Genomic DNA, 22,696 nt, shown 5'->3' with positions numbered 1-22,696 from the left:
AGCACAGGGGTCTCTTCATGCGAACGCGCACGATCCGACTAGTCACCGTGCTCGCCACGGCCGCGACTGCCGCCGGGTTCGTCGTCGGATGTTCGACGACGAACGCGGTCCCGTCGATTGGTTACGCCGTCGACGCCAAGATCGCCAGCTACAACGGCGGCAGCACGGTCGGGGCCGCGAGCGGCGCGACCGCGGTGTTCGGCCGGGTGCTGACCGGGTTCTTCTACACCGGACCCGACGGTCAGCCAGTGGCCGACACCGACGCGGGCACCGCGAAGGAAGTGCCGGGCGAGACCCAAACCGTGCAGTATCGGCTCAATGCCGACGGGGTGTATTCCGACGGGGTCAAAACGTCCTGTGACGATCTGTACCTCACCTGGGCCGCCCGCTCGGGTCGCTTCACGCGGCCCGGCGAGCGGACCGGATTCTTCGATGCGGCGAGCACGGCTGGATACGCCGACATCGAGCGCATCGATTGTCAGCCGGGGTCCAAGGACGCGACCGTCGTCTTCCGACCCGGTCGACGCTATTTACCTTGGCGCACACTGTTTTCCGCTGCTGAACTGATGCCCGCGCACGTTGTCGCGAAAGCGGCGGGCGTGGCTGACGTGGTGACGGCGTTGCAGTCGGGCGACGGTGCCGTGCTCGGTCGCATCGCCGACTTTTGGAACGGCGGCTGGGCACTCGCGCCCGGCGCCCTCGACCTCACCAAGTTCCCGTCATCGGGGCCCTACCGCATCGAATCCTTCAGTGCGCGAGACGGTTTGGTGCTCGTCGCGAACGAGAAGTGGTGGGGCGCGCCACCCAAGACCAGTCGCATCGTTGTCTGGGAACGCGGGACCGACTACGCGGCGAAGGCCAAGGACAACGCGCTCGGCGTTGTTGACCTGGGCGCGGGTTCGGTCGCGAATTTAAAGCTCGACGGGTTCGACCAGCACACCGTCGCAAGTCGTGGCGTTGAGCAGCTTGTGCTCGCGACCGGCGGGGTGTTCGCCTCTGTCGATGTGCGACGCGCGTTCGCGCAGTGCGTGCCGCGTCAAGCGCTGTTTGACACCCTCGGCAAGGCTGGTCAGGTTCCGCCCAACGGGCTCGGCGCTGGACCGTTGAACGCCCATGTGGTGCAACAGGATTCGCTGTATTACGGCCCGGCGTCGCGAGCGGGGGAGAAGTACCTTGGTGCCGATGTCGGTGCCGCGACGGCCACGCTCGCTTCGGCCGGGGCCCGTCAGCCGACGATTCGCATCGGATACCAGGGTCCCGACGCCCGTCGCGCGCAGACTGTCGCGATGATCGCCGAATCGTGTCGAGGCGCTGGCTTTGGTGTTGTCGATGCCGGCGCACCCGACTTCACGCCGTCGCGGCTGGCCGAAGGTGCCGTTGACGTCGTGCTCGCTGGGCAAGGGTCGATGCCGGGACCAGCCGGTTCGGCGACCAACACCACCGCGTTCAGCGCGTTGCGCGCCGGTAGCGGGCTCGATTTCGGCGGGTTCACCAACACTCGCTACGATGCCATTACCGACCAGCTCGCCGGTGAGGCCAACTCGACCGCGACGCTGAATCTGCTGACCGAAGCCGAAAATCTGCTGTGGGCACAGCTGCCGAGCATCCCCTTGTTCGCCACGCCGCGCCTCATCGCGTTCGGCAACGGCATGCGGAACGGAATCCCCGGACCAACGCAGGCCGGAACTGGATGGAACATGGACCGCTGGGTGTTGCAGCGGTGAGTCGTAGTGGAGAGGTGCCGATGAGCAAGCACGCGGTTGTCGAGTCCGGTGAGCACGCGGGAGCACGTGCCGAACAGGCCGCGAAGGCGGTCGAGCGGCTCACCCGCTGGCACGACGACTTCCCCACTCCCGGTGTGCGTTTCGCGGACCTAACCCCGGTTTTCGCCGACGCCGACGGGTTCCGCGCGGTCATCGATTGCTTCGCCGCCGTCGCGCCGGATATCGATATTGTTGCTGGCGTCGACGCGCGCGGGTTCCTGCTTGGCGCGGGTGTCGCGGCCACGCTCGGCACCGGTGTGCTCGCGATCCGCAAGGGTGGCAAGCTGCCTCCGCCGGTGGTGTCGCGCGAGTACAAGCTCGAATATGGTTCTGCCGCACTGGAAATCCCGGCCAACGGGGTCGAGCTTGAGGGCAAGCGCATCCTGCTGCTCGACGACGTGCTCGCCACCGGTGGCACGCTCGCCGCTGCCGCTGGGCTGTTCGCCGAGGTCGGTGCGGTCGTCGTCGCGGCTGCCGTGGTGCTTGAGTTGGAGTTCCTTGAAGGGCGCAAGCATCAGGGCGACTACCCGGTCGAGTCGATCGTGAAGTTGTAGAAGTTTTTTTACCGGCCCCCGTTCATGCAGGTGAGCGGGGGTTTTCCGCATTCGCGGCAGGCGGGAAACTCCTACGCTAGGCGAACGAAGGGGTTGCGTTCGTCGTTGCGTTGGGTGTAGAACTGTCGAGTCTTATTCCCGACGATCGGAGTTCATGCGTTGATCCTCTAAGGCGCTTTCGGGCGGTCCGCACTCGCGCACCGCGTTTTCCGTTGCACCCTTTGAGGCGGTCCGCATGTCTATTTCCTTTTCTGATCTCACTTTTTCCTGGCCTGATGGCACCCCCGTTTTCGACGGGCTCAACGCGGTGCTCAGCGGCACGGTTGTCGGTCTCGTTGGCGCTAATGGCGCTGGTAAATCCACGCTGTTGCGGTTCGTTGTTGGCGAGCTGACGCCCGCGCGCGGGTCGGTCACCGTGGCCGGGCGTATTGGCTATTTGCGCCAGGACCTGGGACTTCGCGTCGGTTCGCGCGTCGACGAACTGCTTGGCATCGCCCCGCAACGTGCCGCGCTCGCGCGAATTGAAGCGGGGGAGGGGACCGAAGCCGACTTCGACACCGTCGGCACGCAATGGCAGGTTGAGGACGAGGCTGTCGCGTTGCTTGGCAGGCTCGGGCTCGATTACGTCGCCGGGTCGGTTGCCGATCTTGACCGCACCGTCGACACGCTGTCCGGTGGTGAAACGGTGTTGCTGGGGCTTGTCGCCGAACTGCTCGCCGAACCCGACGTCCTGCTGCTCGATGAGCCGACCAACAACCTGGATTCGGCGGCACGCGAGCGTCTCTACGAGGTGATCAGGCAGTTCGACGGGATGGTTGTGGTTGTCAGTCACGACCGCGCATTGTTGGATCGGGCCGACGTGATCGCCGAGGTGCGCGCGGGCGAAATCCGTTGCTTTGGTGGCAATTTCACGCACTACGAAGAGGTGATCGAAGCCGAACAGGAAGCGGCGCGGGCGGCGGTGCGCGATGCGCGTGGCGACGTGCGCAAGCAGGCACGTGAGTTGGTTGAGGCGCGGATCAAACTCGACCGACGCGCTCGCTACGGGCAGAAGATGTACGACCAAAAGCGTGAACCCAAGATCGTGATGGGAATGCGCAAGAACAGCGCCGAGGTGTCGGCGGGCAAACTGCGCAACGCCCACATCGACAAGCTTGACTCCGCCCGCGAAAACCTTGATCGCGCAGCCGAATTGGTGCGCGACGACCGTGAGGTGCGCATCGAACTGCCCGCGACGCGGTTGTATCCGGGACAGGACGTGATCGAGCTGGCCGGTCTCGAGTTGGCTAACGGTCCTGTCGTTGACCTGCGGGTGAGTGGGCCGGAGCGGATCGCGCTGACCGGGCGCAACGGGGCTGGGAAGTCGACGTTGCTGCGGCAGATCGCGGCTGCTGGGCCAAAGGTGGCGTGGCGGATGTTGCCGCAGCGGCTCGACGTGTTCTCTGAGGAACTGTCGGTGTTCGCCAATGTGGCTGCCGCCGCGCCGCACGCGGACGCGGAAACCATTCGCGGACAGCTCGCGCGGTTCCTGTTTCGCGGGGCCGACGCCGACCGGCCGGTGGCGGCGCTGTCGGGTGGGGAGCGGTTGCGGGCGGCGTTGGCGACGTTGCTGCTCGCTGATCCCGCGCCGCGCTTTCTGATGCTCGATGAGCCGACGAACAACCTCGATTTGCCCAGCCTCGCGCATCTCACGCAGGCGCTGTCGGGGTTTGAGGGCGCGCTGATCGTGGTGAGTCATGACCAGCGGTTCCTTGCCGATATCGGGGTCACGCGCACGCTTGAGCTCACGGCTGACGGATTGGTCGAGTAACGCGAAAAACGCTCGCACGGTGGGTTTCCCCTTGACGGTTCTTGTTTTAGTCATCTAGACTAAAACACATGGGATACGGAAATTGGGACGACACCGCCTACCGTGCGGGCCAGACTTACCGCGCACGCAACGGCATCGACGACTTCGGGTACACCGCGCGAATGCGCGACCAGGACTACAACACCTGGCACGCGCACCCGAGTCTCGATCCGTTCGACGTCGCGTACCGGGAGAGCCGCGACAGCGCCGAACATGGCAATTCGTTGCCGGTTGTTGTGCTCTTCGACGTCACCGGGTCGATGGGCCGGGTACCGCGCATCATGCAGACCAAACTCGCCAAGCTGCACGGGTTGCTCGCCGCGCGCGGCTACGCCGACGACCCGCAGGTGTGCTTCGGCGCGATCGGCGACGCCGAGTCCGACCGGGTGCCGTTGCAGATCGGCCAGTTCGAATCCGACAACCGCATGGACGACCAGTTGCGCGAGATTCTCCTCGAAGGAGGAGGCGGCGGCCAGAAGTCCGAAAGTTATGAATTGGCAGCGTATTTCGTCGCGCGACACATGGTGACGGACGCGTGGGAGAAGCGGGGCAAGCGCGGTTACCTGTTCCTCATCGGCGATGAGCTGAACAAGCCCCGCCTCACCGCTCGCCACATCCGCGCTGTCATCGGCGACCACGTGGACACCGATGTGAGCGTCGAGTCGATCTACCGCGTGCTCGCCGAGCGCTGGAACGTGTACTTCATCCTGCCGAACGAGTCGTCGTACTACCTCGACCCCGAAATCGCCGACCACTGGAGTGGGCTGCTTGGCGAGCGGTTCCTCAAGTTGGAAGACCCGGGCGCGGTATGCGAATTGATCGCGCTCGCCATCGGATTGGGGGAGCAGCGCGTGAAACTGGACGAGGGTTTGGCGGATTTGCGCGACTTGGGTTCGGTTGCCGAGGCGGATGCGGTTGAGCAGGCGTTGTCGGGGGCTGAGGGTCGCGGGCCGCGTCGGCGTGCTGAGGGTCGGGGCTCGCGTGCGGGGGATGGTGCGGGCGTTGCGGACTTGCGGGATCTTGACGATCGTCGCAATGGGGGTGCGGCGGTCTCGCGTGGTGACGGCGGGACTAGCGCTGGCCGACGTGGTGGCGCTGCTCGTACGGGCTCCGGTGGGGATAGCCACGGGGGTGCGCGAGTGCGGGGCCGTGCCGGTACTCGTGATGTCGCTGGTGGTGACGGGGGAAGGCGCGGTCAGGGCGCGGGTCGGAGCGCGAGTTCGCGAGGGGTCGACGGTGCGGGCGGTGACGCGGGCTCGCGTGGTCGCAGTGGGTCGAGTGCGGGTCGGAGGGGTGACGCTGCTCGTGCGGTGTCGGCTGATGGCGAATCGGGTGATGGAGGTGCGGGGGTGCGGCGCGGCGTTGGTCGGCGCGATGATGCGCGGGGGCGGGCTGAGGCGGCGGGGCGGAAAGCGGTGCGGCGGTTGGTTGCTCCCGACGAGGTGGACGGACCGGACAGGAGGACGCGGTGAGTGCGCATCTGATCGTTGTTGACCTCGGGTTTGGGGATGCGGGGAAAGGGGCGACGGTCGACTGGTTGTGCTCCGCCGAGGCCGGGCTCGGGGTCGCTGGGGTGGTGCGGTTCAACGGGGGCGCGCAAGCCGCGCACAACGTGGTGGTCGACGGGAGGCATCACTGCTTCGCCCAGTTCGGGGCGGGGACGTTCAGTCGGGTGCCGACCCTGCTTTCGCGGTATTGCCTTGTTGAACCGATGGCGCTGGCCAGTGAATCCGAGCGGTTGGCCGCGCTCGGGGTGGTTGATCCGCTCGGGTTGGTCGCCATTGACGGTGACGCCCTGCTCACCACGCCCATCCACATTGCCGCGAACCGTGCGCGCGAGGACGCGAGGGGTTCTTCGCGCCACGGTTCCTGCGGGCGCGGCATCGGCGAAACCGCTTCGTACGCACTCGAATACGATGCCCCGCGCGTCCGTGACTGTCGCGACCCGGTGCTCCTTCGCGCGAAACTCGACCAGCTCGCCGCGCACTACGCGCCCCTGCTCACCGGATCGGCGCACGGGTTCGAACCCATCGACGATCTTGTTCGCATGTATCGCGAATTCACTTGCGCGGTAAGGATTGTCGACGGGGCTGCTGAGTTGGCGCGGATGGTTGCGCGTGGCCGGGTGGTGTTCGAGGGCGCGCAGGGTGTGCTGCTTGACGAGTGGCGCGGCTTCCACCCGCACACCACTTGGTCGACGGTGGAACCGCGCAACGCGCACGCGCTACTCGCGGAAGTTGGCGCGAGCGGGCAGGTGCTCGGGGTGACGCGCGCGTACGCCACGCGGCATGGCGCAGGACCACTCCCGACTGAAGCACCGCTGGAAATACCGGAGCCGCACAACGGTTTTGGTCACTATCAGGGCGATTTCCGCCAGGGTCACTTCGACCTGGTTCTTGCTCGCTATGCCGTTGCGGCATGTGGTCGCGTCGACGCGTTGGTGGTCAACCACCTCGACGCTGTCGTCCCTGACCTCAGGGCCAACCGAGTCAGTCGCAACTCCGGCGCGGCCGACCATCGGCCGGGCTCCAACTCGGTGGCGGCCGGAAGTGTGCGCAGTGCCGCTGGCACAGAGAACGCCACACCCGCTGCGGCTACGTGCAGCAACTCGGCGGCTGCCGGAACTGTGCCCATTGCCGCTGGCACGGACGACCCCACGCCCGCTGCGGGTACGTGGCGCGCAGCGGTCGCCTACTCGACCCAAGAATCCGGTCGCATCACCGAATTACCGCTCGGCACATGGCAAGACCTCGCACACCAACAGCACCTCACCGACCTCATCACCACCGCACAGCCCGAACTCCACGACATCGACGGCGACATGGGCGCCTGGATCAGCACCTCCCTAGACATCCCCCTCGCCCTAACCGCCCACGGCCCAACCCGCGCCGACCGTCGCGCCCACGCCGCGCTGGGCACCGCACCCAACGCCGAGTCCCACACTCGGAGTGGCGCTCTCGCCAGCCCCGGGGCGAAATCGCGCCGACCGACCCGGGTCCAGGTCGCTGCTATGGCCGACGCTAACCACCCCATCGGCTTCGGCGACCACGGGCCAGCCCGCGCAGACAGTCGCACCCACGCTGCGGTCAGCGCTGACCAATCCGCTCGCGGCAGCACTCCAAATGGCAGGCGTTCAAATCGCGCCGAAGTCAAGCTCGCCGCTTCGCCCAATATCGACCACCCCACTCGCGTCAGGCAGGATGTGGCGCGTGGAGCAATCGGTGGTGTCCATTGACGTTGTCGCGTTGCGTCGGTCGACGCGGGAAGCCGACGCGGACGCGGTCAAAGTTGGGGTCGCGCCCCGCGCGTTCGAACCGTTCACTGGGCAACTAGCGCTCCCCGGTGTCCTGCTCGGCAGGGGCGAACGGCTTGCGGAGGCGGCGCGACGGGCGGTCGTCACCAAACTGGGGCTGCCCGACGACGCGATTGCCGCCGTCGGCCAACTCGCCACCTTCGACGAACCCCATCGTGACCCGCGCGGCCCGACGCTGTCCATCGCGATGTGGGCGGTGATCGACCCCACCGCGACAGGCCAGGTCGACTGGGTCGACTTCGACGCCGTTCCGCTCCTCGCCTTCGACCACAACCGCATCATCGAAACCAGCCGTGACCTGCTCGCGGACTTGCTGTGGAAAGACCAGTCGCTCACCCGCGCACTGACCGGCCCAGAATTCCCAGCGAGCCGCGCGGTCGCCCTCGCCACCTCGATCGCCGGCGCGCGCCCCGACGCGGCCAACCTCAATCGCACCCTCGCCGCCATCCCCGGCCTCGCCCGCACCGGCGAACGTCGACGGGTCAAGGCGACCGGCCGCCCCGCCGTCGTGTGGGCCTACGATCAACCCGAGACCAACTCGCCCGATCAGCGTCGAACACACGCGCGAAGCGAGTAGCGTTCGCGCTGGATGCGGCCGGAAAAACGCGCCGCGATCGGCGTGCGGCGCACCCGATGTACAGGCGCGACGGGTACGGCGGACAAGCTGTAAAGTTGGTGATCCGGGCGGGTCCCGGATGCGGCGTGGAAGGCGGTGGCATGACTCGACAACTCGGCGAGGCGAAGGTTGGACAGGAGTTGACTCAAGCCCCGCGCAACAACGACGCTAACGGCACCACCCAGGCTGGCCCCGTCATCCCGCCCCCCACGCAGCCCCCGGTGAAACCGTCGCCTTCGGCATCGGTGCCCAGCTCGGCGTCGCGTCGCGTGCGTGCCCGGCTCGCCCGCAGGATGACCGGTCAGCGCGGAATCGCCGCCGTCAAGCCGGTGCTCGAACCGCTCGCCACCGTCCACCGGGAGCTGTACCCCAAAGCCAACCTCGCGCTGCTGCAACGCGCCTTCGACGTCGCTGACGAACGGCACGCGAAGCAGTTCCGCAAGTCGGGCGACCCGTACATCACCCACCCTCTCGCCGTCGCGAATATCCTCGCTGAGCTGGGGATGGACACCATCACCCTCGTCGCGGCACTGCTGCACGACACCGTCGAAGACACCGGCTACTCCCTTGAGCAACTCAAGGAAGAGTTCGGTCAAGAGGTCGCGCATCTCGTCGATGGCGTCACCAAACTCGACAAGGTGAACCTGGGTGCGGCCGCCGAGGCCGAGACCATCCGCAAGATGATCATCGCGATGGCACGCGACCCCCGCGTGCTCGTGATCAAGGTCGCCGACCGCCTGCACAACATGCGCACGATGCGCTTCCTGCCGCCGGAAAAGCAGGCGAAAAAGGCGAAGGAAACCCTTGAGGTCATCGCCCCGCTCGCGCACCGACTCGGAATGGCCACGGTCAAGTGGGAGCTCGAAGACCTCGCGTTCGCGATCCTGCACCCGAAAAAGTACGACGAGATCGTGCGCCTCGTCGCCGACCGCGCACCATCACGTGACACTTACCTTGCCAAAGTGCGCGCCGAGATCATCAACACGCTCGCCAGCTCGCGCATCACCGCTGTCGTGGAAGGTCGACCCAAGCACTACTGGTCGATTTACCAGAAGATGATCGTCAAGGGCAAAGACTTCGACGACATCCATGACCTCGTCGGCATGCGCATTTTGTGCGACGACGTGCGCGACTGCTACGCCGCGGTCGGTGTTGTGCACTCGCTGTGGCAGCCGATGGCTGGCCGGTTCAAGGACTACATCGCCCAACCGCGGTACGGCGTCTACCAGTCGTTGCACACCACGGTCGTCGGCCCCGACGGCAAGCCACTTGAGGTGCAGCTGCGCACCCACGACATGCACCGCACCGCCGAATTCGGCATCGCGGCGCACTGGCGCTACAAGGAAACCAAGGGCAAGCACTCCGGCGAACAGGCCGAAGTCGACGACATGGCGTGGATGCGTCAGCTGCTCGACTGGCAGCGGGAGGCCGCCGACCCCGCCGAGTTCCTTGAATCGCTGCGCTTCGACCTCAAGTCGCCCGAGATCTTCGTCTTCACGCCCAAGGGCGACGTAATCACGTTGCCGCAGAAGTCGACTCCGGTCGACTTCGCCTACGCCGTGCACACCGAGGTGGGGCACAAATGCATTGGCGCGCGCGTCAACGGTCGCCTTGTCGCGCTGGAACGGCAGCTGGAGAACGGCGAGGTCGTCGAGGTGTTCACCTCGAAGGCGCAAAATGCCGGGCCAAGCCGCGACTGGCAGAACTTTGTCGTGTCGCCCCGTGCCAAGGCCAAGATTCGCCAGTGGTTCGCTAAGGAACGTCGCGAGGAAGCGCTCGAAAGCGGCAAGGACCAGATCTCCAAGGAGGTCAGGCGTGTTGGGCTGCCGCTGCAGCGGTTGATGAGCGTCGACGCGATGACCGCCGTCGCCCACGAACTGCACTACGGCGATATCTCCGCGCTTTACACCGCCGTTGGCGAGCATCAGGTTTCGGCGCATCACGTCGTGCAACGGCTCATGGCTCAGCTCGGCGGCATTGGTGACGTCGAGAACGAACTCGCCGAACGGTCGACCCCGTCGACAACGCCCGCGCGCCAACGCATTACCGGCGACGCTGGCGTGCTCATCCCCGGCGCGCCGGGCACGGTCGCCAAGCTCGCGAAATGCTGCACGCCCGTACCAGGCGACGAGATCATGGGTTTCGTCACGCGCGGTGGCGCGGTGAGTGTGCACCGCACCGACTGCACCAACGCCGGGTCGCTCCAAGAGCAAGCCGAGCGCATCATCGATGTCGAGTGGGCGCCGTCGCCGTCGTCGGTGTTCCTCGTCGCGATTCAGATCGAAGCGCTCGACCGCACGCGCCTGCTGTCCGACGTCACGAAGGTGCTCGCCGACGAGAAGGTCAACATCCTGTCGGCTTCGGTTGCCACCCACGGCGATCGGGTTGCCATCAGCAAGTTCACCTTTGAGATGGGCGACCCCAAGCACCTTGGGCATCTGCTCAATGTGGTGCGCAACGTGGAAGGCGTCTACGACGTCTACCGCGTTACGTCAGCAGCCTGACCCGGGCGAATAGTCGCTTCTGCCCGAAGTTAGCTGCGCGCGTCATGTTTGCTGTACCCCTGCCCTAACGCTGCCCAAGCGAGGATTTCGCCCCGCCGAATCTGTTACCGTTTAGTGCGTTTCAACGCTCGGATGGTCGGCGGAACGGGACTGTGATGCGGATCGAATTGGCTCGGTACACGGCACGGCTCGCGGGAACAATCATCGCGCTTGCCGTCTGCTCAACTGCGGTATCGGCGGGGGAAGCCAACGCTGAAGAGGTATCAATCGACACCTGCCCCGCCCTGTTCGCCCTCGGCGTGCAAGGCACGGGCGAATCGTCGCCGGATGCCGCCCCGAGCACGGATACGGGCATGCTGTCCACCGTCTTTGGGCCCATGCTGTCCAAAGCGGCCGAGCCCGGCCTCGTTGACCGCGCGTACGTCCCGTATCCGGCGGGCGCCGGCGGCGTCACGCCAGGCGAGGCGGTGCCCTACACCCAATCTGTCGACAAGGGGCTCGCGAACCTGCGCGACATGGCCAAGCAGGTCACCCAGCGGTGCCCAGGTACGCGGTTGGCCGTCGTCGGGTATTCCCAAGGCGCACATGTGGTTTCGCTCTTCGCGCAAGAAGTCGGCGCGGGCAAAGGCGCGGTCGCTGCCGACAAAGTCGCCGCCGTCGCGCTCTTCGCCGACCCCACTCGCGCAGCCAACTCCGCGTTGTTCCCCGGCGCTGCCGACCGCACCCGACCCGCGAGCGCGCCGGGCACCTCCGGCAAAGCGCTCGCCGAGATCGCGGAAGTCAAGCAAGCGCCAACGCCCGGCGCGGGCATCGGACCGCAAAGCCAGCAGGCCGCCAATTTCGGCGCGCTCACCGGTCGCGTCGCAAGTTTCTGTGCCACCGGCGATCTCGCGTGCGATGCCCCGCAGGGCGCCCCGATCATGCGCGCGGTGGCCAACCTGGTCAGCCAAATGAAGGTCTCTGGCGGCGATCCCATCGGCTCGCTCGTCTCGATCGCCCAAGCTTTGGCTTTCACGTCGATCAAAACGGCGAGTACCGTCGTTAACGAAGACATCTCGGGTTCCACGTTGGCCGATCTGTCGATCTCGCCGAAGAAGTCGATTTCCCAACGACTTGCTGACGCCGCCGATCCGCGCAGCACGCTCGACGTGAACTCAGCGTTCCAAGCGTTGCTCAAGGTTGGGATGATTGGTCTCAACGCGGTGGTTACCGTGGTGAAAACCGTGCTCGACCCGGCCACCATCGCTCAATTGGCAACGGCAACGCTGGTTAACCCCCTCGCGGGGCTCACGCTGCTCGGCACCAAGCTCGTCGGCGCGATCCCGCAACTGATTCCACCCACCACCGGGGTGCGGCTCGTCAACGAGGCGTTCACGGCGGTGCAGCAAAACATCACCGACAACAAGGAACTGCTCGACGTGACAACGTGGGTGCGTTATTGGGACGCCATGCAACGTCACGACGGCTACTCGCGGATGGGAGTTGGTAGCGATGGCACTACCCCCACCGACTATGTCGCGCAATGGTTTGCCGCGTTGGCGCGCGACGCGTCAAGCGGGCCGGGCGTCGGCGCCAGCGTCACGCCCGTCGGCGGTTCCGACAAGCCGCCCGTCGGAATCTTCACGACGACCGGCGCGTCAGCCACACCAACACCCACTGCTGGGGGACAATTTCCGTTCGGGACAGGAGCCGATGGCGCCTCATCCGGCGGCGCGACGACTCCGCCTGCCGCGACACCCCTCACCACCGCACCAACTAGCCGTCCGTCCTCGGTGAACTAAGCGCCGAGGGGTCAACGATGTCGATGTTCGTGTCCAGTGCCGTGGAGAGGAGGCAATGTTGAAGTCGTACAACGAACTATCGCGGTGGTACACGCCGCTCGAGCCCGAACCTGATGCTGCCGTTGAGCCCTCGCGCGTCGCCGAGCCCGAGCAGGTGGCACCACAGCCCGCCGAACGTGAACCCGAACTCACCCCGCCCGCTCAACTGGCCGATCGCCGAGGCGAATACAGCGGTGGCTGGTCGGACTGGGTCGACCCGCGCGAAGCCGAAGCCGACGCGGGCGAAGCGGCTGTCGTGCCGTTCCCGTGGTCAGCTTCCGTCGACGACGAATACGAACCGGCGCCCGTGCTCACCCCGTCGGGCCCGTTGCGGCGCACCGATGCTCGCCCGAGTCGTGGTCGCGCATGGCTGGTCCTTGGCATTTCCGTGCTCATTCTCGTCCTCGCGGCGACCGGCGTGGTTTTTCTGCTTTTCGGTCGGGGCGGCAACGGCACATCAGCTGATCCGCTGCTCGTCACCGCTGGTGCGGCGACTGCAACGCCAAGCCGCGACTGCCCGACCGAAACCTCAGCAACCACTGTGCGAAGTGCCGCACCGGGCGGCACCGATTCGGGACCGAACGCGATATTGGCTTTCCAGCACGCGTATTACGTCACCCGGTCGGGTGCCGCGGCACGCGCGGTGGTGGTGCCCGACGCGGACGTGTCGTCGGCCGAGCTCATCCAGCGCGGCATCGATTCCATTCCGGTCGGCACAACCCACTGTGTCCGCGTCACCACACTGGCCGCGGACCGGTTCACTGTTGAGGTCACCGAATTTCGGCCCGCCGGGGCCCCTGCGACCTACACGAAACAGCTGGTCCGCACCGAGCGGGTCGGCGACCGCACGCTCATTATCGGCATCGCGGCAGCGTAAGGAGGCAAGCGATGACAGACGACGACTGGAGCCGCTGGCTCGATGAATCAGGCGAAGACGATTCGGTTGAGGCATCGAGCGAGGCGGTAGCAGACTCGGCTCCGGTTGTGCGGTTACGACGCAAGCCTGAGCAAGGCCGGTCGGGCCGACCGATTTTGGTCGTAGGCGGCTGCGGCGGAGCGGGCACGACCACAACCACCTTGGGGTTGGCCGCCGAACTCGCGGCCGACGGCGTCGCGACGGTCGCCGTCGACGCCACCGCCGCAGGCAGCGATCTCGCCTTGCGCGGCGCGGACAAACACCTGCACCCGGTGAATCTGCAGTCCTGGGTGTACGGGCGCGGCGACGACGAACCAGCCCCGATCGAGGAGTGCCTGTCGCGGTCGACGTCGGGCTTCGGTTTGCTCTGGCGCGACGCCACCCCGTTGCGACGGCGCGCGACATATCTCACTGTCGCCCGTGCCCTCGATACCGACGGCTACACCGCGGTTTACGACGGCGGCAACGCGATTGCCGGGCGTCAACTGCGCCCGCTGCTCGACGACGCCGACATCGCGCTCGTGCTCACGATCCCCGCCCGCGTCGACGCGGCCAACCGGCTGCGCGTCACGCTGGAATGGCTCGACGACCACTATGGCGACGACGGCGCTGGTGTGGTTGCCGACACGACAATCGTTGTCTCGCACCAGTATTCGCACGACGACTCCCGAGTTGCCGAGCATTTGCGCGAACACCTTTCGGGCTGGGTGCGTGAGGTCGTCGAGATTCCCTACGATCCGCATTTGGCGCGCGGCGAACTCGTCGCCCACCGAGAGCTGGCCGAAGCCACGCGTTCGGCATATGCGAGCTTGCTCGCGGGGGTGGCATCATGACGGCCGCTATGAATCTTCGTCGTCGCCGTGAGCAGGCGCCCGCAGGTGTTGTCGCCCCGCCCGAGTCGCGTCGCGCGGCGATCTGGGACCGTCCGGTTCCCGGGATCGGCCGTGCCCCGTTGCTGTGGTTGCTTGGTGTTCACGGCGGTTCGGGTGCTTCCACGCTCGAACATGTCCTCGCGCCCGCCGCTGATGCGCGGGGGAAGTGGCCCGGCGGGTTCGATCGCGAGTCGCCGTACGTGGTTCTTGTTGCACGCGAGACGATTTCGGGCCTCACGCGCGCACACGACCTGCTGCGTCAGCATCACGCGGGCCTCGCCGGTTCGGTCGAAGTACTTGGGTTGCTTACCGTCGCCGCGCGGCCTGGCCGCATGGCACCGGAGATTCGACGCTACCGCGACGTCGTCGGCTCACTTGCCGGACACGTGTGGCAGGTGCCGTGGTTCGAAGAGTGGACGCTGGTCGAATCGGCGGAACTGCCGGTGTGGTCGCCCGGCGACGAACCGCCTTCGCGCAAGCGGCGTTCCGACCCCTTCGAGGAAGTGCCGCCCGAAGTTGGCGACTTGGGAATCGACCTGGTCGCGGCGGTGCGCGAGCGGCTGCGCGGCGAGTCTCGCGAGGATCGCCGATGATCATGGAGCGATGGCGATCACCTTGGTGTACAAACGTGAGCGGTGACGGCGTTCGACAAGGTCGAAGTGGTTGTGGCACAACACCTTTACAGTGGGAGAAAGGCACCCGATGAGCATGCTCCTCCTCGCCGTGCAGGACACGTACGGCACCGTGCTTGCCCAGGTGGGCAATCCGACCCCGGAAGCTCCGCCCGGGTCGGAGAAGATCTTGCAGCTCGTTCGCTACCTCACCTGGTTCGTGCTGCTGTCAGGCATCTGCGGGATCACCTATGCCGGTGGCAAATTCGCGTGGGAACGCTGGACCGGCGGCGGCCTTGAGTCACCAAAGATGGTGGCGGGAGCCATGATTGGCGGTGTTGTTGCGACGAGCGCGGGCACTATTATGAACGCGGTCATCGGCACGTGATCACTATGCTCGCGTACAAACAGATTCCGGCCGATGTGCTCGCCCCGATGATGCAGTTGCTCAACTGGCTGTTGTGGTTCGTGCTGCTCACGTGCCTCGCGTGGATGATTCTCTCGGCTGGTCGCCTGTGGATCGCCTTCCGCAGCGACCTCGCCGTCAACGACGCGTCGCATGGCGTGCTGATGAGTCTGCTCGGGGCAGCCGTGGCAAGCACCGCCTCCGGGATCGCGCTGGCGTTCCTGCCGGCGTGAGGTGATCGATGGGAATCAGTGCCGCTTGTCGTGCCGCAGTGCGCCCGGTCATCGTTGGCGTTGTTTTGCTCGCCGCGACGACTGGGTGCGGGCACGACGCTGACGGTCCCGACCTCGCCGCCGCTCCCACTGGCGTGCGTTGGCAGGACTATCAGGGCGTCGCGGTACCGGTCGCCGAACAGGGGCCGACCTCGGTATCATCCGGGGTGGCAACGGGATTCGAGCACTCACCGCGCGGGGCTGGGCTTGCCGCGATCAACCACACCATTCGACTGTCGGTAGCGCCCGACAGTCAGTGGAGCGGAGTGGTGAACGCGCAGGTTGTGCCGGGTCCCGCCCGCGACGAGTGGGCGATCAATCGGGTGCAATTGTCGATTACCGCTGCGGCGCAGGTGGAGTACGCACCAAAATTGTTGGGTTACAACATCACCGAATACGGTGCTGAGCAGTCGAAAGTGGATGTGTACACCGCCTATTCCGACGCATCGCGCGCGGTGAACCACACGACGGTGCGCTGGTATGGCGACGATTGGCGATTACAACTTCCCGATCCGGGCTCAACGGCCCGACCCATCGACGCGATAGACGCACTACCCGAAGGCATCGTTGCATTGGAGGCACCGAAGTGAGCGACAAGGAGTCGAGCACGCGCGAGCGCGCGTCCTTCGGCATGATCGCCTCCGGTGCCTTACTCGCGTTGATCCTCGTTGTCGGTGCGGTTGTGTACTTCACCGGCGGTGATCCCAATGCCGAAGCGGCAGCACCACCTCCGCAGGCCAGTGGCGGAACGGGGTTCGCCGAACCCGAAGTTGATGTGTTGGGTCGCCGAGTGGATATACCCAACAATCCGGTCGGTCAACCGTTGGCGCAAGATCCGAGCAAGCAGCGCGGGCCGAACGACGGTGATTGGCTCACCGCCGCACCAGTCGGCACCACCGCTTCGCATGGGTGGCAGCGCGTTTACGGTGCGTCCGTTCCGTTTTCGACCTCCGACGGCCCGACGCGCATCGAGGGCGGTCAAGTTGTCGGCTACGCGCACACCCCGCAGGGTGCCGCGCTTGCCGCCGCGCAAATCACCTACCGCCTGAACGCGCGGCCTGCCGACCGCGACCTCTACACCAGCCAGGTGCGCGTCAGCGCGACGCAGTTGGCCGCGTACGAGTCGGCGTTGTCGGCGAATCGACTACCCAAGCAGCAGCCCGAGAAGGTCACGCGGTACTTCGTTGCCTCGGATGCGTTCAAAGTTGATGACTACGCCGACGATATGGCGATCGTGCGACTCGCCTCACGTGGGCCCGTAATCGCAGGTAAGCAGACATACGCGGCAATGCGGTTGATCATGGTGTGGGACTCGGGCGACTGGCGGCTCAAGCCATCGACCACGACCAACGCTCAGACGGAGTTCGTCGAATCACTGGCGGGGTGGACGAAATGGTGAATAGTGCTGCTGCTGCCGACTTGCGAGGGGTGCCAACAATGCTGAGGCGGATCGTCACCATTCTCGCGGTGATTTTCACCGTGATGATCGCGACCCCGACGGTGGCGATGGGTGAGCCCTACGGCTTCGATGCCACGTGCAACGAGATTCACGACACGCTCGATAGCGTCGCGATTCCTGGTGTTTCGCTTGGTGATGCCGCGTCGGCGGTGTGCAAGGCGGGCAACGCGGCGTCGCACCCGGGCGACGCGGCCACGGCCGTGAAGGACAAGGCGTGGGATTCGACCTTCGGCAAGGTGGTCGACTCGCTGATGAAGGGCCTTGGTGAGGCGCTGATTTTGGCGCTGACCTTCTGGATGAAGGTGCCGAACGAGGCCGTCAGCAACTCGGGCGAATTGTTCACCAAGATCAACGATTACACGTATCAGATTCAGATGCTGTTGTTGATCGCGTCGGTGATCATCACCGGTGGTCGACTTGCGGAAGCGCGCCGCGGCGCCGCGGTCAGTGAGGCTGCTGAGTCGTTCCGGCTCTTCGCACGGGTGGTTTTCAGCTCGTGGATGCTTGGCGCGGTGATCGTGGCTGGCACCCGCGCGTCGGACAAGTTCTCCGAGTGGATCATCGCTGATGCCACTGGCGGCAACGCCAAGAACATGGCCGAGCTGATGGTGAAAACGTCTAAGCTGCAAGCGTTTTCGCCCGGTTTGGTGTTGATCATCGCGATTGTTGGTTTGCTTGGCGCGCTCGCCCAGATCGTGCTTGCCATCGTTCGACAGGGATTGCTCGTCGTCGCGGCCGGTGTCTTGCCTCTCGCGGCAGCGGCATCGGCGACCGGTACGGGCAAGCAGTCGTATCAGAAACTGGTCGGCTGGATCATCGCGTTCATGCTGTTTAAGCCGGTGGCCGCGATCGTGTACATGATCGCGTTCGTCACCGCTGGTCATGTGGACGAGACGACGCCAGGCGGTGCCGCGCTGCCCGACGGTGAACAGGCGCAGCGCATGTTGGTCGCGCTTGTACTGCTGTGCAGCGTCGCGTTCGTGTTGCCCGCGCTGATGCGACTTGTCGCGCCAGCGGTCGCCACGGTTGGTACGGGCGGTTCGGGTCTGATGGTTGCCGGTGGCACCGCGATTGGCGCGATGGCGCTCGGTTCGATCGGCACGAAAGCTGTTGCCGCACGCGCTCATGCCGCACCAGGTTCGGCGGGGTACTTCGGCGGTGGTGGCGGTGCGGGCGGCCCGCGACCAGGTGGGGTCGGCCCTGCTGGCGGCGGACCGCGAGCCACGCCGCCGCCGCGCGGTGGGGGCGGCGGCACGACCGGTTCGCCGAGTTCGGGGTCGGTGCCATCCGGTGCGGCACGCAACATCGCGGCCGCACGCGCGGCGGCGGGAACCGCGAGTCGAGCCGAGCAGAGCGCGGGCGACATGGCAGGCGACCGCTGGGCCAACCGTTCACCTGACCTGGGCAGGAGCACGATTCCGCGATGAGCAGCACAACGAGCACCTCGGCCGACCTGTACGAACGCCGCTCCTACGGGCTGTGGCAAAAACCGCGTAGCGCTGGCCTTTTCGGCTTGCGCTGGGAAGAAACCGTCATCGGTTTCGTCGTGGTGATCACGGCGCTCATCAGCGCGATGGTTGGTGGATTTTCCTGGGGTTTCGTCGTCGGCGGCGTTGGCGCGCTGGTGATGTTGCCCTTGGTTTGGCGGACGGGGGGCCGCTCGGGCTACGAGACGGGATTGATGATGTTCAACTGGATGCGCACGCGAAGCAAAGGCGAGCACGTGTATCGCGGCGGTCGGTTTTCCAAGATCCCCGGTGGTGTCACGAAGCTGCCCGGGTTGCTCGCGCCGTCGAAGTTGTACGAGGGCATTGATGCTGGCGGCTACCACTTCGGCATGATCCACCTGCCCGCGTTCGCCCAGTACACCGTGGTGTTGCGGGCGTGGCCGCAGGGCCACGAGGCTGTCGACCAGCCGGTCATTGACCGCTGGGTCTCAGCGTGGGGCACCTTCCTCGCCTCCGTTGGCCAGACCAGCGACATCGTCGCTGTCGTCCCGGTCATCGACACCGTCCCCGAAACCGGCAACCGGTTGCTCAACGAGGTGTCGACCATCACCCGGCCCGAAGCGCCGGAGCTCGCGCAGCAGGTCATGTACGAGTTGGCGACCGAGTTGCCGCAGGAGCGGGTGCAATTGCTGCCGCGCGTGGCGATCACGTTCAAGGCGACAACGGCCGAACGACGCAAGAACCCGGCTGAGGAAGCCGTCGAGATTGGGCGTCGCCTGCCCGGTATTTGCGCCGCGTTGGCCGAAGCGGGCGTGCGCGCGCAGCCGATGTCGGCCGAAGAGGTCATCTCGTTCATTCGCCGCAGTTACGACCCGGCCGCGCAGGCCGACCTTGAGGTCGCCGCTGCCGATCCGGGTGGTCATGGGCTCGGTTGGGACGACGCGGGCCCGGTCTCGCACGACGAGAAGTGGGACCACTTCCTGCACGACGGCGGTCGTTCGGTGACCTGGGAAATGGATGCCGCGCCCGAGGGAGCCGTTGACGAGCGCGTGCTGCAACGCCTGCTCGCACCGAATCCCGAAGTGCCGCGCAAGCGCATCGCGATCGTCTACCGGCCGCACTCAGCCGCCGACGCCGCCGAAATCGTCGATGACGACTTCAAGAACGCGCTCGTCGCCCAGCAAAGCGAGCGCGGCGTTGTTTCGGCAGCCGCGACACTGCGCGTCGGCGCGACGCAGCAGGCGCGTGAAGAGCAAGCGCGTGGTCACGGGGTCACCCGGTTCGGCGCGCTCGTCACGATCACCGAACCGCTGCGCGGCGACCTCCCGCGCATCGAAGCCATCACGCGCGACCTGTCGACGCAGGCGCGGTTGAAGATTCGGCGGTGCTACCGCTACCAGGCCGCGGCGTTCGCGGCCTCGCTCGGGTGCGGCGTGATCCTGCCTGAGCACGCGACGATTCCGAAGGCATTGGCGGGGTGAGGCGACTATGGGACGCGACTACGAAGACATCGCGCTCCGGCCTGTGCATCGGCCACCCCGCATTCGCGGTGAAGCCGAGCCACGACCGGCTGGCGGCGCGTCGCGCGTGAGCGACGACGTGCTCGATCTCAGCGAACGGACCGAAACGGCATCCGCGCGCGGCACGCGTTCTCTTTCGGATGCCGAACTGGCAGAACAGGATCGACGCGCACGCGAGGAGGCGGCACGCGCGCGGGCCGAGCGTCGTCGCGCGCTGGAAGAAGAGGAACTGCGCAACGCGGCCGACACTCATCGCGGCGCGGTCGACGATGAGTGGCGGCCGAGCGCGGACCGGCGACGTGACGTCGATCGTGGGCGCGCCGAGGTTGGCGAACCCGGGAGCGGCCGCGTCCGTCGCGGGCGCGATAACCCTGCTGAGCCAGCCGATCGCGAGCGGTCGCGAAACTCAGGCGGTCGCGGACTTCGCGGTGCGCGGGCTGGCGGCGGCCGAAGCGACGGTCGCGAGAGCACCCGCGGGCAGATCGCGGGCGATGTCGACGCGCGCGGCAAGCGCATCCCGCGCCGCACGCTTCCTTCGCTGCGCCCAGAAGACCACGGTCCGCGCCTGCAGCACGAGCGCGCGAATCCGGAAGCGCGCGCGAAGAATGCCGAACCTCGCGCGAAGAAGCCGCCCAAGCAGACGCGTGCTCGTAAACCGCAGCGCGTTGGGAAACCCGATCGCGACACGCTCCACGATGACGTCGCCGATCGGCTGATGGGCGTCGGCCCGACCAAGGCCAAGAAGCCCGAAAAGCGAAGCGGCCCGAGTCTTCTCGACGACGCGGCGCGCGCACGCTACGAGATGATCGCGCGCGAGCAGTCCGGGTTGCGCGCCGCGTGGGCCACCTTCCGCATCCACACCGACGACCTGCGCCGCAACAACGCCCAGGCGCGCAATGAGGCCATCGACAAGGACGGGTTCGAACGCACCACCGCCGAACTCACCGATCGCGGATACTCGGGTGCGGGCGGCGGCAAGATGAACGTGGTTGGCCGCCCGGTCGAATACCGCGCGACCACAGCACAAGTCGCTGGCCTGTGGCCCTGGTCGGTGGGTGCTGGCGCGCCGCTGATCGGAACGCCGCTCGGTTCGCATCTGCATACCGGCGCGCCCGTGTGCTTCGACCCGATGAACTGGTTCATGCGCGGCAGTTTCATCACCGCGCCGAGCTTGTTTGTGTTGGGGCTCAACGGGTTTGGTAAGTCGTCGCTGGTTCGCCGGATCGTGCTCGGTGGCGTCGCGCAAGGGGTGACGCCGCTCATCCTCGCCGACGTGAAACCCGACTACCGCAAGCTCGTCGAACTTGTCGGTGGTCAGGTGATCGACCTCGGGTACGGGCACGGCAAACTCAATCCGCTCGCGGCGGGGGTGCTCGGTTCGGTGGTGCCGATGCTCGAAGACAAGCCCATTTTGCAACGTCAGGTGTTGCAGGATTTGCGCGCGCGGCAGGTCACCCTGATTGCTGGCCTCGTCGAATTGGTCCGTGGCGCACGGGTTGCCGACTTCGAGGAAACGCTTATCGCCACCGCACTGCGCGTGCTGTACGCGCCGGGTTCGGAGTACGCGCCCGACAAGCCGCCGATCATGGAGAACCTCCTCGAGGTGATCGTCGCTGGCGGTGCGGAATTGATGCTCGACGCGGGTGCGGATGACGAAGACGAGTACGCGCACGCGATCAAGAACCTCCGTCGCTCGCTGCGCGCGCTGACCCAGGGTCCGTTCGGCGCGATCTTCAACGGGCAGACCAGCGTGCCGATCGACACCGGGGCCGTCGCGGTGTGCATTGACGTCTCCCACATCCCGACGGGCGACAAAAAGCTCAAAGCCGCAGTGATGCTTGCCTGTTGGGCCGACGGGTTCGCCTCGGTTGAGGCTGCGCACGTCCTGGCCGATGCCGACCTTGGTCCGCAGCGCTACTTCCAGGTCGTCATGGACGAACTCTGGCAAGTCCTCGGACTTGGCGACTTCATGGTCGACCGCGTCGACGAACTCACCCGGTTGCAGCGCGGGTTGGCGACCGCGCTGATCATGATCAGCCACACCATCAAGGACTTGCAGGCGCTCGGTTCCGAAGCGGCCATTGCCAAAGCGCTCGGCTTCCTGGAACGCGCGCGCGCCAAGATCTTTGGGGCGCTCCCCGCCGAAGAACTCACGCGCCTCGACTCGACGGTGCCGTTCACCACCGCCGAAACCGAGATGGTCACCGGGTGGTCGGCACCCCAAGCGCTCACCGGTGAAGCATTGAAACCGGGGCAGCAGCGTCCGTCGCCGCCCGGCACCGGCAAGTTCCTGCTCAAAATCGGTGAGGATCGCAGGCCAGGAATCCCGTTCCACATGGAGTTCACGATGTCGGAGAAGGCAAGCGGCATTCACGACACCAACCAGCGGTTCAGCGAGTTCGGCGACACCCGAACCGACGAGGAGCGGCCATGATGCCGCATCGTTCCTATCGACGCGTGTCGCCGGAGGTGCGCAGCGCGGCGGTCAAGCAGGTGCACGCGCTTACCGAGAAACTGCGCAGCGAGTCCGAAGCGTGCCGTGCGGTCGCCGAACAGATTGGCGTGCATGCCAATTCGGTGCGCAACTGGGTGCGCGCCGCGCAAGATCCGAGCGTCGACCGGCTTGATGCCACCGCGCTGCGTCGCAAAGTTGTTGCGCTACAACAACAACTAGCCGCCGCCACCGAGATGAATCGCGTGCTCGCCGACTCGCTCAACGAGACCAGGCGCCGCACGTGAGCCGGGCCGCGGCGGACCCGGTTCGCCGCGGCCA

The 22,696-nt window shown here is 66.2% G+C and carries 17 protein-coding genes and 2 pseudogenes; all 19 read left to right on the top strand.

All coding sequences use genetic code 11. The annotated features are described in order from the left end of the window. The first annotated feature begins 17 nt into the window (after positions 1-17). The 19 genes and pseudogenes from IEX78_RS04700 to IEX78_RS04610 all read left to right on the top strand — a co-directional run bounded on the left by IEX78_RS04700 (position 18) and on the right by IEX78_RS04610 (position 22,662). A complete protein-coding gene (locus IEX78_RS04700) occupies positions 18-1,724 on the top strand; it encodes an ABC transporter substrate-binding protein (protein ID WP_188827553.1) in 1,707 nt (568 codons plus the stop codon). Positions 1,725-1,744: 20 nt separating this feature from the next. Beyond that, the gene (locus tag IEX78_RS04695; protein WP_188827552.1) at positions 1,745-2,317 is read left to right on the top strand and encodes an adenine phosphoribosyltransferase; all 573 of its coding nucleotides are present in this window, start codon (positions 1,745-1,747) and stop codon (positions 2,315-2,317) included. A 235-nt stretch (positions 2,318-2,552) separates the two neighbouring features. After that, positions 2,553-4,127 carry an ABC-F family ATP-binding cassette domain-containing protein gene (locus IEX78_RS04690; RefSeq protein ID WP_188827551.1) on the top strand — a complete coding sequence of 525 codons (1,575 nt, stop codon included), beginning with the start codon at positions 2,553-2,555 and terminating at the stop codon, positions 4,125-4,127. A gap of 68 nt (positions 4,128-4,195) precedes the next feature. After that, a pseudogene (locus IEX78_RS04685) lies at positions 4,196-5,098 on the top strand (hypothetical protein); the annotation flags it as partial. A 536-nt stretch (positions 5,099-5,634) separates the two neighbouring features. Continuing rightward, positions 5,635-6,630: pseudogene (locus IEX78_RS24705) on the top strand (adenylosuccinate synthetase); the annotation flags it as partial. Between the two features lie 745 nt (positions 6,631-7,375). Then, positions 7,376-8,056: an NUDIX hydrolase gene (locus IEX78_RS04675; RefSeq protein ID WP_188827549.1), complete on the top strand. Its 681-nt coding sequence runs from the start codon at positions 7,376-7,378 to the stop codon at positions 8,054-8,056. A 140-nt stretch (positions 8,057-8,196) separates the two neighbouring features. Beyond that, positions 8,197-10,599 carry a RelA/SpoT family protein gene (locus IEX78_RS04670; protein WP_188827548.1) on the top strand — a complete coding sequence of 801 codons (2,403 nt, stop codon included), beginning with the start codon at positions 8,197-8,199 and terminating at the stop codon, positions 10,597-10,599. Positions 10,600-10,754: 155 nt separating this feature from the next. Then, positions 10,755-12,380, top strand: coding sequence for a cutinase family protein (locus IEX78_RS04665; protein ID WP_188827547.1), 1,626 nt, complete (start codon positions 10,755-10,757; stop codon positions 12,378-12,380). A gap of 55 nt (positions 12,381-12,435) precedes the next feature. Further along, positions 12,436-13,296: a DUF8176 domain-containing protein gene (locus IEX78_RS04660; RefSeq protein ID WP_188827546.1), complete on the top strand. Its 861-nt coding sequence runs from the start codon at positions 12,436-12,438 to the stop codon at positions 13,294-13,296. 11 nt (positions 13,297-13,307) lie between these two features. Beyond that, positions 13,308-14,168, top strand: a complete 861-nt coding sequence (locus IEX78_RS04655; protein ID WP_188827545.1) for a MinD/ParA family ATP-binding protein — start codon at positions 13,308-13,310, stop codon at positions 14,166-14,168. Beyond that, positions 14,165-14,800: a hypothetical protein gene (locus IEX78_RS04650; protein WP_188827544.1), complete on the top strand. Its 636-nt coding sequence runs from the start codon at positions 14,165-14,167 to the stop codon at positions 14,798-14,800. Before IEX78_RS04655 ends, IEX78_RS04650 begins: the two co-directional genes overlap by 4 nt. A 109-nt stretch (positions 14,801-14,909) precedes the next feature. Next, entirely contained in the window at positions 14,910-15,206 is a 297-nt protein-coding gene (locus IEX78_RS04645) for a hypothetical protein (RefSeq protein ID WP_188827543.1), read from the top strand. Positions 15,207-15,211: 5 nt separating this feature from the next. Continuing rightward, positions 15,212-15,457, top strand: coding sequence for a hypothetical protein (locus tag IEX78_RS04640; protein ID WP_188828233.1), 246 nt, complete (start codon positions 15,212-15,214; stop codon positions 15,455-15,457). Between the two features lie 8 nt (positions 15,458-15,465). Then, a complete protein-coding gene (locus tag IEX78_RS04635) occupies positions 15,466-16,086 on the top strand; it encodes a DUF8175 domain-containg protein (protein ID WP_188827542.1) in 621 nt (206 codons plus the stop codon). After that, positions 16,083-16,895, top strand: coding sequence for a DUF8175 domain-containg protein (locus IEX78_RS04630; RefSeq protein WP_188827541.1), 813 nt, complete (start codon positions 16,083-16,085; stop codon positions 16,893-16,895). Before IEX78_RS04635 ends, IEX78_RS04630 begins: the two co-directional genes overlap by 4 nt. Before the next feature lie 38 nt (positions 16,896-16,933). Then, positions 16,934-18,382 carry a hypothetical protein gene (locus IEX78_RS04625; protein ID WP_188827540.1) on the top strand — a complete coding sequence of 483 codons (1,449 nt, stop codon included), beginning with the start codon at positions 16,934-16,936 and terminating at the stop codon, positions 18,380-18,382. Beyond that, a complete protein-coding gene (locus tag IEX78_RS04620) occupies positions 18,379-19,884 on the top strand; it encodes an SCO6880 family protein (RefSeq protein ID WP_188827539.1) in 1,506 nt (501 codons plus the stop codon). Before IEX78_RS04625 ends, IEX78_RS04620 begins: the two co-directional genes overlap by 4 nt. A gap of 7 nt (positions 19,885-19,891) precedes the next feature. Beyond that, entirely contained in the window at positions 19,892-22,357 is a 2,466-nt protein-coding gene (locus IEX78_RS04615) for a putative type IV secretion/conjugal transfer ATPase (RefSeq protein ID WP_188827538.1), read from the top strand. Beyond that, positions 22,354-22,662, top strand: coding sequence for a transposase (locus IEX78_RS04610; protein ID WP_188827537.1), 309 nt, complete (start codon positions 22,354-22,356; stop codon positions 22,660-22,662). The genes IEX78_RS04615 and IEX78_RS04610 overlap by 4 nt, the downstream gene beginning before the upstream one ends. Positions 22,663-22,696: the final 34 nt, after the last annotated feature.

This window comes from Nocardia camponoti (assembly GCF_014646135.1).
GTDB classification, from domain to species: domain Bacteria; phylum Actinomycetota; class Actinomycetes; order Mycobacteriales; family Mycobacteriaceae; genus Nocardia; species Nocardia camponoti.
The sequence above is the reverse complement of the archived record's forward strand: the minus strand, read 5'-3'. Positions and strand labels throughout refer to the sequence as shown.